Source organism: Halopseudomonas aestusnigri, from assembly GCF_002197985.1.
Classification (GTDB): domain Bacteria; phylum Pseudomonadota; class Gammaproteobacteria; order Pseudomonadales; family Pseudomonadaceae; genus Halopseudomonas; species Halopseudomonas aestusnigri.
The window spans coordinates 50,589-62,927 of sequence record NZ_NBYK01000014.1; the positions used below are offsets into that span (position 1 = coordinate 50,589).

At 62.1% G+C, this 12,339-nt stretch carries 13 protein-coding genes; 9 read left to right on the forward strand and 4 right to left on the reverse strand.

The genetic code is table 11. The features are described from left to right. The first annotated feature begins 45 nt into the window (after positions 1-45). The 3 genes from B7O88_RS15465 (at position 46) to B7O88_RS15475 (ending at position 3,690) form a co-directional block, all read left to right on the forward strand. Positions 46-978 carry a LysR family transcriptional regulator gene (locus B7O88_RS15465; protein WP_088277276.1) on the forward strand — a complete coding sequence of 311 codons (933 nt, stop codon included), beginning with the start codon at positions 46-48 and terminating at the stop codon, positions 976-978. Positions 979-1,042: 64 nt separating this feature from the next. Continuing rightward, complete coding sequence (locus B7O88_RS15470) at positions 1,043-2,956, forward strand: DUF294 nucleotidyltransferase-like domain-containing protein (protein ID WP_088277278.1); 1,914 nt, start codon at positions 1,043-1,045, stop codon at positions 2,954-2,956. Further along, positions 2,953-3,690, forward strand: coding sequence for a 3'-5' exonuclease (locus B7O88_RS15475; RefSeq protein ID WP_088277280.1), 738 nt, complete (start codon positions 2,953-2,955; stop codon positions 3,688-3,690). Before B7O88_RS15470 ends, B7O88_RS15475 begins: the two co-directional genes overlap by 4 nt. Positions 3,691-3,751: 61 nt before the next feature. Here the strand turns inward: B7O88_RS15475 and B7O88_RS15480 are convergent, their stop codons facing one another. The 3 genes from B7O88_RS15480 to B7O88_RS15490 all read right to left on the reverse strand — a co-directional run bounded on the left by B7O88_RS15480 (position 3,752) and on the right by B7O88_RS15490 (position 6,541). Further along, positions 3,752-5,419 carry a BCCT family transporter gene (locus B7O88_RS15480; RefSeq protein WP_088277282.1) on the reverse strand — a complete coding sequence of 556 codons (1,668 nt, stop codon included), beginning with the start codon at positions 5,417-5,419 and terminating at the stop codon, positions 3,752-3,754. A 248-nt stretch (positions 5,420-5,667) separates the two neighbouring features. Further along, a complete protein-coding gene (locus tag B7O88_RS15485) occupies positions 5,668-6,342 on the reverse strand; it encodes a TetR family transcriptional regulator (RefSeq protein WP_235005811.1) in 675 nt (224 codons plus the stop codon). Between the two features lie 4 nt (positions 6,343-6,346). Next, a complete protein-coding gene (locus B7O88_RS15490) occupies positions 6,347-6,541 on the reverse strand; it encodes a hypothetical protein (RefSeq protein WP_088277286.1) in 195 nt (64 codons plus the stop codon). A 105-nt stretch (positions 6,542-6,646) separates the two neighbouring features. Between B7O88_RS15490 and B7O88_RS15495 the strand changes: the two genes are divergently transcribed. Next, on the forward strand, positions 6,647-7,654 hold the full coding sequence (locus tag B7O88_RS15495) for an amidoligase family protein (RefSeq protein WP_088277288.1): 1,008 nt from the start codon (positions 6,647-6,649) through the stop codon (positions 7,652-7,654). Next, positions 7,651-8,322: a gamma-glutamyl-gamma-aminobutyrate hydrolase family protein gene (locus tag B7O88_RS15500; RefSeq protein WP_088277290.1), complete on the forward strand. Its 672-nt coding sequence runs from the start codon at positions 7,651-7,653 to the stop codon at positions 8,320-8,322. The genes B7O88_RS15495 and B7O88_RS15500 overlap by 4 nt, the downstream gene beginning before the upstream one ends. Here the strand turns inward: B7O88_RS15500 and B7O88_RS15505 are convergent. Continuing rightward, a complete protein-coding gene (locus tag B7O88_RS15505; RefSeq protein ID WP_088277292.1) occupies positions 8,286-9,269 on the reverse strand; it encodes an AraC family transcriptional regulator ligand-binding domain-containing protein in 984 nt (327 codons plus the stop codon). The genes B7O88_RS15500 and B7O88_RS15505 overlap by 37 nt on opposite strands. Before the next feature lie 70 nt (positions 9,270-9,339). On the opposite strand from B7O88_RS15505, the gene B7O88_RS15510 reads away from it, so the two are divergent. From B7O88_RS15510 to B7O88_RS15525, 4 genes are all read left to right on the forward strand, one after another. Continuing rightward, the gene (locus B7O88_RS15510; protein WP_088277294.1) at positions 9,340-10,194 is read left to right on the forward strand and encodes a sterol desaturase family protein; all 855 of its coding nucleotides are present in this window, start codon (positions 9,340-9,342) and stop codon (positions 10,192-10,194) included. Next, a complete protein-coding gene (locus B7O88_RS15515; protein ID WP_088277296.1) occupies positions 10,191-10,781 on the forward strand; it encodes an NADPH-dependent FMN reductase in 591 nt (196 codons plus the stop codon). Before B7O88_RS15510 ends, B7O88_RS15515 begins: the two co-directional genes overlap by 4 nt. 97 nt (positions 10,782-10,878) lie before the next feature. Then, positions 10,879-11,838, forward strand: coding sequence for a hypothetical protein (locus B7O88_RS15520; protein ID WP_088277298.1), 960 nt, complete (start codon positions 10,879-10,881; stop codon positions 11,836-11,838). Continuing rightward, entirely contained in the window at positions 11,835-12,335 is a 501-nt protein-coding gene (locus tag B7O88_RS15525; RefSeq protein ID WP_088277300.1) for an NUDIX hydrolase, read from the forward strand. The genes B7O88_RS15520 and B7O88_RS15525 overlap by 4 nt, the downstream gene beginning before the upstream one ends. Positions 12,336-12,339 lie beyond the last annotated feature (4 nt).

Here is a 12,339-nt window from a genome sequence, read left to right on the forward strand (position 1 = left end):
GTATGTTGGTTTCCAAAACGAAAGAAGACTGCAAAAAAGGAACCCATGGTTAACAAATCGGAAACCTTGGGCGGATCACTCGAAGACCTGTACGCCTTTTGCGCTGTCATCGAGTTTGGCACTCTTTCCGCCGCCGCCCGTGAACGGGGAGAAACCAAAGGCAGTATCAGCCGCCGCCTGTCGCGCCTGGAGCAACGCCTCGGCGTCGCCCTGCTGGCGCGCACCCCTCGGTCGGTATCGGCAACGGAGGAAGGCACCACGTTCTATCTGAAGGCCCGCGACGCCCTGACCTTGCTGGCCGACGCCAGTGCCAGCGCCCGCGCCGCGCAGGACGTGCCAGCCGGTCATCTGCGCCTGACCGCACCGCTGGACCTGGGAGTTGGCGTGTTGCCGCTGCTTCTGACACGGTTCCGCGCGCAGTATCCGCAAATCGACATCGAGCTGCTGCTGACCGACACCCCACTCGACCTCAGCGCCCATCGTATCGATCTGGCCCTGCGCGCTACGCCGGGCAACCTGCCGGACATGAGCTATCGCGCCTCTGCGCTGGTGAACTTCCGCATCGGGCTGTATTGCTCACCAGGCTATCTTGCTGAACGCGAGCCGCCGAGCCAGCCTGCCCACCTGGCCGGGCATCAATTGCTGGCCTGTCGTGAGCGGGTCGGCGCAACAACCCTGCTGCTGAACGACAGTCGCGGGCATGGGGCCAGCCTGACCCTGAAGCCGGTCATGCGCACCAGCGACTACGCCAGTGCCCACCAACTGCTGTGCAACGGCGCTGGCATCGGCCCCCTGCCGGACCTGATTGCCCGCCAGAGTCTGGCCCGCGGCGAGCTGGTACCGATTCTTGCCGACTGGCAGGTAGCAACCGGCACCCTTTACGCAATCACTCTCAGCGGCGCTCAGGCCCCCGCCAGGGTGCGGTTGTTCCGCGAGTTTCTGCGCAAAGAGCTGACAACCCTGCAGCAACCGACCTGACCGCTGGCGCCATAGCCATTACACTGGCAACAGCTGCACTCCCCACACCCGAACCGGATGCCACATGCAGATTGAACTGATCGAGATTCGCGACCACCTGAGCCGCTTCCCGCCGTTCGACGAGCTGCCCGAGGAGCTGCTGGGCGAGATTGCCCGGCAGGTCGAGATCGGCTACTTCAAGGCGGGAACAGATATTCTTGCCTTTAATCAGGAAATCCACGAGCTGCACTACATCCGCAGCGGCGCAGTCGATATCTTTCGCCGCGGTGGCGATCTCTACAACCGCCTGGGCGAAGGCGATATTTTCGGCCATTTCGGCCTGCTGCGGCGCAACCGTGTGCGCTTTCCAGCCCGCGCTATCGAAGACACGCTGATTTACTACATCCCCGGCACGCTGTTCGACCAATTTTGTGAACAGCATGAGCATTTTGCCGACTTTGTCGAAGCCGAGGGCCAGTCACGTCTGAAAGCCGCCGTCGAAAACGGCCGCGCCAGCGAGCTGATGAAGATCAAGGTGCGCAAGCTGATATCCCGCCTGCCGGTCACCGTACCGCTGAACACCAGCGTGCAGGAGGCCGCGCAGGTCATGACGGCGCAAAGCGTGTCATCGCTGGTAGTCGTGGACCCGCACAGCCAGTGGCCCAATCCGGATCGCGTTCCGGTGGCCGATGCCCAGCACGGGGTGATGGTCGGCATCATTACCGACCGCGACTTCCGCACCCGGGTACTGGCCGAAGGCTTGCCACTGGACACGCCGGTCAGCGCGGTCATGTCACCCAACCCGATTACCGTGCAGGGTGACGACACCGTGTTTGAAGCCATGCTCAGCATGCTGCGCAACAATATCCACCATCTGCCGGTGGTCAAGCGTCGTCGCCCGATCGGGCTGATCAACCTGAGCGACATCATCAAGTACGAATCCCAGAGCAGCCTTTATCTTGTCAGTGCGATTTACAACAAGAAATCGGTAGCCGAGTTGCAGGCCCTGCTGCCCGATGTGCGCGCCACCTTCGTGCGCATGGCCCGCGATGAAGCCAGTGCACACATGATCGGCAGCGCCATGTCGGGCATTGGTCGCAGCTTCAGCCAGCGTCTGCTGGAGCTGGCCGAAGACGAGCTCGGCCCGCCGCCGGTCCCTTACGCCTTTATGGCGCTCGGCTCCATGGCGCGGGACGAGCAGCTGGTCGTATCCGATCAGGACAACGCGCTGGTACTGGACGACAGCTTCGACCCGGCCCTGCACGACGATTACTTTTTCAAACTGGCCACCTTCGTCAGCGATGGCCTGGCCGCCTGCGGCTACACCTATTGCAAGGGCGGCATCATGGCGACCAACCCGAAATGGCGCCAGCCGCTGTCGGTCTGGCGCAAATACTTTATCGACTGGATCGAGCGCCCCAAGGCAGAGGCCCTGCTCAACAGTTGCATTTTCTTCGATCTGGATGCGGTCTATGGCGAGTCAGCACTGGTGGAAGAGCTGCAGGAATTGCTGGCAGAGCGCGCCAGCAGCAACGAGCCCTTCCTCGCAGCCCTTGCCCGCAATGCGCTGAACCGCACACCACCACTGGGCATCTTTCGTACCTTCGTGATGGAAAAGGACGGCCGTCAACGCGATGTCATCAACCTCAAGCGCCGCGGCACCGCGCCACTGACCGATCTGATCCGAGTGCATGCACTGGCCTGTGGCTCACGGGCGCAGAACTCGTTCGAGCGACTGGATGCGATCGCCGCCACCAAGTTGATGCCGCCGGAATCACTGGAGCGGCTGCGCTACGCGCTGGAGTTTCTGTCGCTGGTGCGCATCCGCCACCAGGCCATGGATATCGAGGACAGCATCGAACCGGACAACGAAATTGAACCGGAAAAGGTACCCACCGTCGAGCGGCACAACCTCAAGGAAGCCTTTCAGGTGCTGAGTAACGCCCAGAAGTTCCTGCGCTTTCGCTACCCGCACCTGCCGGTCACCCGCACCCTATGATCCGCTTCAACCCCGCAGCCAACGCCGTCGACACGCGCACGCCTGAATGGCCGACCGAGCTGGCCAGACTGGCCGAACGCAGCAGCCAGCCCGGTTTGCAGGCGTACTACCGCGCCGGCTGCCCTGCTGGTGACACGCCGCTGGAAGAGGTGCAGCTGGCGGCACTGGATATCGAAACCACTGGCCTGGATGCACGCCGTGATGCCATCGTCAGCATCGGGCTGATGCCCTTTAACCTGCAGCGTATCCGCTGCCGCGAGGCCTTCTACGAGGTGGTAAAACCCGACATTCCGCTGAGCGAAGAGTCAATCACCTACCACCGTATCACCCACTCTGATATTCACCAGGCCTCAGACCCCGCCAGCACCCTGAACCGCCTGCTGGAGGCCATGGCCGGGCGCATCATGGTGGTTCACTACCGGGCACTGGAGCGCGCCTTTCTTGATCGAGCTGCCCGTCAGTATCTGGGTGAGCCGCTGTTTTTCCCGGTTATTGATACCATGCAGCTCGAAGCCCGAATGCACCGCGGCAGCGCCCAGCCCGGATGGCTGGCCCGCCTGTTCGGACGCGAGATCGAATCCATCCGCCTGGCGGACAGCCGCCAGCGCTACGGTCTGCCGCACTACCACGCCCACCACGCGCTGACCGATGCGCTGGCGACCGCCGAGCTGCTGCAGGCGCAAGTACTGACCCACTATCGGCCAGACACCCCGCTACGCGAACTCTGGTATTGAATCGGCAAACATAAAAAAGCCGCTCCCTGCCAGGGGAGCGGCCTTATCCGGCAGACGGCGATCAGCGCGGTTCGCTCATCAGCCCCTTGATGATCGCGATACAGCCAACCAGCAGCACGATGGTAAACGGCAGCCCGGTCGACACCGACATCGCCTGCAGCGCCGCCAGGCCACCGCCCAGCAGCAGCGCGATCGCAACCACGCCTTCACTGATGACCCAGAACACCCGCTGCGGCACCGGCGCATTGACCTTGCCACCGGCGGTGATGGTGTCGATCACCAACGATCCGGAGTCAGACGAGGTCACGAAGAACACAATGACCAGTACGATGCCGACAAAGGAGGTAATCGCGGTCAGTGGCAGTTCGCCAAGCATGGCGAACAGCTTCAGCTCAAGCGCGGCGTCCTGTACGCCGGTGAACCCATCGGCCACGAACTGACCGATTGCGGTACCGCCAAAGGCCGTCATCCACAGTACCGACACCAGTGAAGGTACCAGCAACACCGCAATCAGGAACTCACGCACGGTGCGACCGCGGCTGACCCGAGCGATAAACATGCCGACAAAGGGCGACCAGCTGATCCACCAGGCCCAGTAAAAGGCAGTCCAACCCTGGGTAAAGTTGGCATCTTCACGGCCAACCGGGTTTGACAGTGCCGGCAGGTTGGCAAGATACGCCAGCAGATTGTCGAAAAAGCCGGTGGCAATGGCCAGCGTCGGGCCGACAATGATGACAAAGCCCATCAGCACGATGGCCAGTACCATGTTGATCTCCGACAGGCGCTTGACCCCCTTGTCCAGACCGGCGACGACCGAAAGCAGGGCCAGACCGGTGATCCCGGTAATCAGCAGCACCTTGGTGACATTGCCGGAGCCAACGTCAAACAGGTAATGCAGACCGGCAGTTGCCTGCTCGGCACCGAAGCCTAGTGATGTCGCCAGACCAAACAGCGTCGCGAAGACCGCCAGGGTGTCAATGACGTGCCCCGGCCAGCCCCAGACCCGCTCCCCGAGAATCGGGTAGAAGATCGAGCGAATGGTCAACGGCAGCCCCTTGTTGAAGGAGAACAGCGCCAGTGCCAGCGCCACCACCGCATAGATCGCCCAGGGGTGCAGCCCCCAGTGGAAAATGGTCGCCGCCATCCCCAGGCGCGCTGCTGCCTCGGTATCGCCTGCAGCGGCACCCAGCGGCGCCCAGTCGGTGCGCAGGCCGTCCTCGCCAACTGAGACCCCGCCCAGCGATGAAGAGAAGTGCGACATCGGCTCGGATACGCCGTAAAACATCAGTCCGATCCCCATGCCGGCGGCGAACAGCATGGAAAACCAGCCGAGGTAGCCGTAATCGGGTTTGGCCTCCATACCGCCAAGACGCACTTTGCCCAGCGGCGAGACGATCAAGCCGAGGCAGAGGACGACAAATATGTTGGCGGCACCGATGAAAAACCACGCCAGGTTGCCAGTCAGCCAGTTGCGCAGTGCGGTAAACAGCGGCGCCACTTCGGTCTGCAGTGCCAGGGTCAGCACCACAAACAGCACGACCGAGAGCGCTGAAATGATGAAGACCTTGCCGTGAATATCCAGGTTCAGCACAAAGCTGCCGGAAATGTTGTCCTGACCAATTACGTAGTCGGTATCGATCAGGTTGGCATCACCGGTCGGCGCCGGGATACCGTCATTGCCGACAGGATCGGCGTTAGAGTCGTGCTCGTTCAATGGTTCTCTTGCCATCTAAAGATGCTCCGATACTTCAGTGCGGGCTATGCCCGATGACGTGTCGACGGCACCGCAATAGCGGCGCAGCGACAACAATTGACAGCCCCTAAAGGCAGTGAGGTGCACACCACAAAGGGTGTGCAGCAAAAACATCCAATCCGCCAGGCGGCCGTGTCAATGCGAAGCGCTTTCCCAACAAAAGCAGCACAATGATAGCCAGTTGACAGGAATTAGTGAAATCGGCGGGACAATCAACAGTCTGTTCAGGGGCGCAATTCACTCTGGTCAAGCAGGCTGACGGCGCCGCGGAACAGCATCAGTACCTGCTCCTCTGCCAGCGCAAGAATCTCGCCACGGCGCTCAGGATCACCCAGATAATCAAGCGACTGATAGAGCATGTTGCGGTTGACCATGCCAGCAACCCGGCGCAGCTGCGCCGGACTGACCCGCTCAGGAATCAGCCGCAGCTCGCGAATATCCTCGGCCATATCGTCGGCAAACTCGTCCATCTGCCGACGCAACTCCTCGCGCAGCAACGCCGAGGGCCCATGCAGCTCGCGCAGGGCGATCAGCACCCGATCGCGATGGGTGTGCACGTAATCGAAATACAGTCGCAGCGTCTGCCGACACACAGCCCGCCCCTTGCTTACGCCTGGCTCGCCGGTACCCTGTTCGACCTCGGTCGCTGCCTGACGACGCAGGGCTCGCAGCGCCGAGCGCAACTCGCTTTTGGACTGTCTCAGCAACTGCAGGCCGAGGTCTTCCATATCACGGAAGTGACGGTAGAAGGTATTGGGATTGAGACCCGCCTCGCGGGCAAGTTCGCGCAATCCCAGACTGGTCACACACCGGCTGCTGGCGGCCAGGCGCTCGGCGGCATCAAGCAGCGCCCGCTTGCCGGGCGGCTCGGCATGTTTCTTCGGCTCTGTGCTGGCCACCACCTCAGTTGCCCGGTGCGGACCTCAGAATCGCCAGCACCTGACGGTTGGACAGGCCATACTCATCCATGAGTGCCCGCAGGGCATCGTTAAATGCCAGCTCCTGCTGCAACCCGGAGTCCTGCTTCATCTTTTCCAGCTGGGCCAGCTGGGCGGCCAATTGACGCTCGGCGGCGCGAAACTCGGAAAGCTTGCTCATGTCATACCTGTGTGAGTGGATACAAGAGAACCAACGACGAGAATACTACACCAGTTCAGCGCAAACGCCCTGTCGCCATCGCTGAGCAACGCAAAGGAGTACGCCATGGATGACAGTCCCCCCGCAATGGTCATGCCCCCAAGACAGCAGACCGCAGAGGGAGCGCAGCGTCGCGTCGGCGTTGAGCTGGAAATGAACGGCATCGATCTGGACCGGTTGAGCACGCTGGTCGCTGCCAGAGGCGGCTATCGGATCGAACAGCCAGGCCGCTGCGAGCGACGCCTGACCGGTGACCCGGCTGGCGACTGGGTGGTTGAGCTGGACTCGCAGTGGATCAAGAAAATCGGCCGTGAGCCGCGACCGCAGGGTGACGAGTCGGCAGAACTGCTCGGTTCGGCCGAGGATGCCCTGATCTGGATGGCTGAGTCGCTGGTGCCGGTCGAGCTGGTTAGCCCGCCGTTGCCGCTGAACCGCCTGGACGAGATCAACGAGCTGATCCACCAGCTGCGCGAGGCAGGAGCCAAGGGCACCAGCGACCGCCTTACCAACGCCTTCGGCATGCAGTTCAATCCGGAAATTCCGGACGCCGACAGCCGCACCCTGTGTGCCTACCTGAAAGCCTTTCTGTGTCTCTACGACTGGATGAACGAGCGGGCGCAAGTGAACCTGACGCGCCGTATCACGACCTACGTAGATCCGTTCCCGGCCGATTACGTCAGTCTGGTTACCGACCCTGGATACTGGCCCGACCAGGCGCAGTTGATAGACGACTACCTGAAGCACAACCCGACCCGCAACCGTGCGCTGGATATGCTGCCACTGTTTCGTCATCTGGACGAGGAACGGGTGCTCGCCTGCACCCAGGACCCGCTGATCAAGGCCAGGCCGACCTTTCACTACCGGCTGCCGGACTGCCGCATTGATGAGCCCGACTGGGATATGACCGAGGCCTGGAACGACTGGCTCGAGGTCGAGAAACTGGCCGCCGATCATGAGCGCCTGCAAGGCTGCTGCAAGGCCTATCAGCAGTGGCAGCAACAGGGACTGGGCCGACTGCTGGACAGCTGGCCACGGCAGCTGGAACGTGACTGGCTGCAAAAGGATACGGCATGAAGAAGCCCGTGATCGCCATCACCGGCCCAGACCGCGGCGCCACAGGGCCACGCTTTCTGGTGGCCTGGGCGATACGCCGCTATGGCGGCATCCCGCTGCAGCTCAGGCCTGGCGACGAAGAGCGCGCACAACGCTATCAGGGCGTGGTCATTACCGGCGGGCACGACATTGACCCGGTACTCTACGCCGCCGAGCCAGAGGTCAAGCCACGCTACGACGGCGCCCGGGACCGCCTCGAGTCTGCCGTCATCGACCATGCCCTCAGCCAGGAGCTGCCGCTGCTGGGCATCTGCCGCGGCGCACAGCTGCTCAACGTGCGCTGCGGCGGCAACCTGTTTCAGGACCTCCGCTCACGACGCAAGCTGACCTCGCATCGACGTACCGTGCTGCCGCTGAAAACGCTCTGCGTGGAGCCGGACAGCCATCTGGCACGCCTGCTGGGCCGCCAGCGGGCTCGGATCAACAGCCTGCACAACCAGGCGATCAATCGGGTGGGTGATGGCCTGGTCATCAGCGCCCGGGATCTGGACCAGATTCCCCAGGCCATCGAGGCGCCGGGGCGCAGCTTTGTTATCGGCGTGCAGTGGCACCCGGAGTTTCTGCTGTTCCTGCCGCGTCAGAGACGCCTGTTTCAGGCGCTGGTGTCAGCCGCCAAGGAGCTGACCTGAGGCTGCCAGCGCTTGCGCGCGTGCAGGTAGGCGGCGGTGTCACCATAACCCAGCCGGTCCGCAATCTGCGCCCGGGTCAGCCCCTGCAGGGCCAGGTACTGATCCAGTTCGGCGCGCACCAGGTCCAGCAACTGACGAAAGTTCAGACCCTGATCCTGAAGACGTCGGCGCAATGTTCGAGTGCTCAGATGCAAAGCCGGCGCGACCTCTTCCAGCGACACCTGCACCCCGTCCAGCAGGCCACGACGAACCAGCGCCGCCACCTGCCCAGCCGTACCGCCAAATTGTTGCTGCTGCGTCAGGCGTCGGTCCAGCTCGCAACACACCAGCTCAAACATCGCCCGGTTGGCACCGGGATGGGCGTGCTGCATGTCCGCGTCACTAAACCACAACTGATTCTCGGCAGCGGCAAACTCCACGCATTCGCCCAGTACCGGCCGATAGGCCTCGTGATAGTCCGGTTTCCGGTGACGCAGACACACACGTGCCGGCGTCAGCGCGGTCTGTGCCGCTGCCCGCATCTGGGTTAACGCCATATTCATGTAGTGCTCGACCAGATAGCGCTCCAGCCCGGCTGCTGCATGCACCCGAATGCTGACCCCGGTCATGCCGTCGGCCTTCACCGACCGGATCGAGTCCATGGAGGAGGCCAATGACTGGTAGCGCACCCAGCAGTCCAGCGACTGCTGCGGGTTGGCTGCGTAGAAGCCAAGGCAGGCCAGCACATGCCAGTCCTGCGGGGTAAACAGCGAGAACAGATGCAGGCCAATAGCCGGATCATGCTCTGCCGCCCTGTGCCAGAGCTGCTCAAGCGCCACCAGATCGAAATCGTCACGGTCGCCGCGCTCGTGCAGGAAACGCTGCAAGACCTTGCCGAGTGGGCCGTGATGAAAGCGCTGAATCGACACCTTGGCCGATTCAACCCTGTTTTTGTCCTCTGCACGCATGTTGGACCGAGCCGATTTGGATTCTTATTAACTGGAAGTCGAGTCAATCAAACCGCCCGCAGAGGTTAGCATGGAAACAATAACAACAAACCTGAACCCCGCCGTCATCGTCGCCGGGATCTTTTTCTCCTTCATCCTGCTTGAGCTCATCCTCGGCCGCTTTTTCCAGCCGGCCGGTCAGCGCCGTGACGCGCTGATCGAGATCATCGGCTCGACGCTGCTGCTCGGCGTAACCGTTCCCTTCATTACCTTCGCCAGCGGCGCGATCATGGGCACACTGGCCCCCGAGTGGGAAGGCGCTCTGAGCGGGATTCCGTGGCTGGCCGGCTTCGCCCTGTTTCTGCTGTTCGATGACATGACCCAGTACTGGTGGCATCGCCTCGCACACAAGGTGCCGTTCCTGTATGACCTGCACCGAGCGCACCACTCGGCCAGGTACATGAGCATCCGCATCGTCTACCGCAACAACAGTTTCTATTACCTGCTGATGCCCGGTATCTGGTTCTCGGGCATCCTCATCTATCTGGGTCTGGCACACGTCTACTTTGTGTATCTGATTCTCAAGATGTGCGTTATCTACGGCGCCCACAGCAGCGTACCGTGGGACGCCAAGCTGTATCAGATCAAGTGGCTGAAGCCGGTCATGTGGGTCGTCGAGCGCACCATCTCCACCCCGTCCACCCACTCTGCTCACCACGGACTGAGTGCCGAAGATGGCGTAACCAACTACAAGGGCAACTTCGGCAACCTGCTGTTCTTCTGGGACATCCTGTTTGGCACTGCCAAGATCACCCGTCGCCGCCCCCCGAAGTACGGTATCGAGAACCTCGGCCCGGTCAGCTGGACGCAGGAGCTGTTCTGGCCGCTGGTACGCAAGCCCAAAGCCAAAGCCACCCCCGAACTCAACCCTGAGGTAAGCCAATGAGTCGTCATATTGCCCTGATCGCCGGCTCCAGCCAGCAAAACAGCCAGAGCGCCAAGGTGGCGCGCTGGCTGGCCGCCAGTCTGCAAGCCAGGGACTGCGAAACCAGTGTCATCGAACTCGGCCAGCAGCCACTGCCGCTGTGGCCCGAAGCTGACAGCAACGGCGTCTGGCCGGCGATTTCTGCGACCCTGCGCAGCGCCGACGCGCTGGTTGTCATCAGCCCGGAATGGCACGGCATGGCCAGCCCGGCACTGAAAAACCTGTTCATGTACGCCGGTCGCGCCGAGCTGGCGCACAAACCGGCGCTGCTGGTCGGCGTCTCCGGCGGCCAGGGCGGCAGCTATCCGCTGGCCGAACTGCGCGCCTCCAGTTACAAGAACTGTCGCATCTGCTACCTGCCGGAGCACCTGATCGTACGCAACGTGGAGCAGGTCATGAATCCGGGCGAACCGACCAGCGAAGACGACCTGCGTATCCGCGCCCGCGCCGACTGGGCCATTGGCCTGCTGCTCGACTACGCCGAGGCGCTGGCGCCGCTGCATGCGCGTCATCGCAACCCGCCGGCAGACTGGATGAACGGCATGTAAGCGTTTGAAAATCAGTTGAAAAGCGCCAGCAGCCAGATCGCTCCCGGAGACAAAGGTCGCTATGATGGCACGCGACTGTCCGAGGAGATGGAACACCGTGCTGTTCAAGGAAAAACTGCTGCTGGCCAACTGTGACTCGGTGCACGCCCACGGCCACGAAGAGTTGCGCAAACGCTTTCTGACCGGCCTGGCCTTTGCTGACGGCGTGGTGCTCCCACCCAACACCCTGATCGACAACCTTGAGCTGGCCAACGCCCTCGGCCAGATGAACGTGATCAAATACCTCAACGAAGAGGGCAAGGGCAAATTTGTTATCCGCGGCTTCGGTCTGTCGCGCTTCGCCACGTTGCAGGAGTACTACGATGCCCTGCCCGACAACTTCATTCTGTCCAGCCTGCCGGGTCGCCCGCGCAAGGGGGAGTTGGACCGGCAACAGCGCACGGTCATGGCCGAGCGCCTGCGCAAACTGCAGGCCGCGCTGAGCGAACTGCAGCCGGTGCTGGACGACGTCAGTGTGCCCCGCGAAGCATTGCAGCAGGAAGTCTTGCGTCGCCTGGACGCCCTGCCCGGCTCCGGCGGCTACTTTGAGCATGACGGCGACTACCAGCTGTTCCGGCTCGGCGGGCTGAGCAAATATTCGCGCTCGGACTGGTACCTGTATGCCGAGCAGTTTTTCCGTGAGCGCGGTCAGGCAGGGCTCGAAGCGCTGCGCTTCGAGTTGATCGACCCGGCCTACAATTCACTTTTCGCCAAGGCGTCCGAGGGCTTTTTGCAGGACAACATTCGGTTTCTGCAGGGCGTTCCCGAGCAGGTGCTCGATTCCAGCATTGCCTTCAAGGCCCTGCGCAGGGAAATCGAACTGGTTCAGTACCCGATCAAGGTGTTCAACTTTATCTCGAGTCTGGGCGCCGGCGAGGTAATCAAGTTCCTCACCGACGAGGCACTCGGCTATCTTGAGGACAAGATGATGGAAACCGGCGAGTCCTATATGACCCGCCGCAACTGGTTTGGGCTGTATCCGCGCATGCGCAGCTTCATGGGCCTGGAGATCAAATGAGCACGGTTTACGAGAACCCCTGGTTCAAGGTTGTCCGCGAGGACGGCTTTCACTGGGTTGAGGAAAGTGGCGCAAACAACGGCGCGGCGGTGCTCGCGGTGGTGGATGCACGGACGGCTCTGCTGGTCCGCGTGAAGCGCCCGGCCCAAGGCGAGCAGGTCATGCTGGAAATACCCCGTGGTTATGGCGAGTCAGGCGAAAGCAGCCTGCAATGCGCCTGCCGAGAGCTGCACGAAGAAACCGGTTACCGCGCCACACCAGAGCAATTGACACGACTTGGTCGCTATCGTCCCAACTCGGCGATTCTGGCCAGTTGCGTCGACCTCTATCTAGCCGAGCTGACCTCCACCGATCTGGTTGGCAGCCCCGACGGCGAGGTGCTCGCCGTCGAAGCGGTACCCTTGGGCGATCTGCCGGCGCTGCTGCAAGACGGCACGCTGGACGACGGCTTCACCCTGGCGGCACTGGCACACTACTTCGCCCGCGCACAGGGCTGAGACG

Bases quoted from the DNA above. Each gene is read 5' to 3' on its own strand.
- B7O88_RS15505 (WP_088277292.1), bottom strand. From the start codon at position 9,269: ATGCGTGCAGAGGACAAAAACAGGGTTGAATCGGCCAAGGTGTCGATT.
- B7O88_RS15480 (WP_088277282.1), bottom strand. From the start codon at position 5,419: ATGGCAAGAGAACCATTGAACGAGCACGACTCTAACGCCGATCCTGTC.
- B7O88_RS15470 (WP_088277278.1), top strand. From the start codon at position 1,043: ATGCAGATTGAACTGATCGAGATTCGCGACCACCTGAGCCGCTTCCCG.
- B7O88_RS15475 (WP_088277280.1), top strand. From the start codon at position 2,953: ATGATCCGCTTCAACCCCGCAGCCAACGCCGTCGACACGCGCACGCCT.
- B7O88_RS15490 (WP_088277286.1), bottom strand. From the start codon at position 6,541: ATGAGCAAGCTTTCCGAGTTTCGCGCCGCCGAGCGTCAATTGGCCGCC.
- B7O88_RS15495 (WP_088277288.1), top strand. From the start codon at position 6,647: ATGGATGACAGTCCCCCCGCAATGGTCATGCCCCCAAGACAGCAGACC.
- B7O88_RS15500 (WP_088277290.1), top strand. From the start codon at position 7,651: ATGAAGAAGCCCGTGATCGCCATCACCGGCCCAGACCGCGGCGCCACA.
- B7O88_RS15510 (WP_088277294.1), top strand. From the start codon at position 9,340: ATGGAAACAATAACAACAAACCTGAACCCCGCCGTCATCGTCGCCGGG.
- B7O88_RS15465 (WP_088277276.1), top strand. From the start codon at position 46: ATGGTTAACAAATCGGAAACCTTGGGCGGATCACTCGAAGACCTGTAC.
- B7O88_RS15515 (WP_088277296.1), top strand. From the start codon at position 10,191: ATGAGTCGTCATATTGCCCTGATCGCCGGCTCCAGCCAGCAAAACAGC.
- B7O88_RS15525 (WP_088277300.1), top strand. From the start codon at position 11,835: ATGAGCACGGTTTACGAGAACCCCTGGTTCAAGGTTGTCCGCGAGGAC.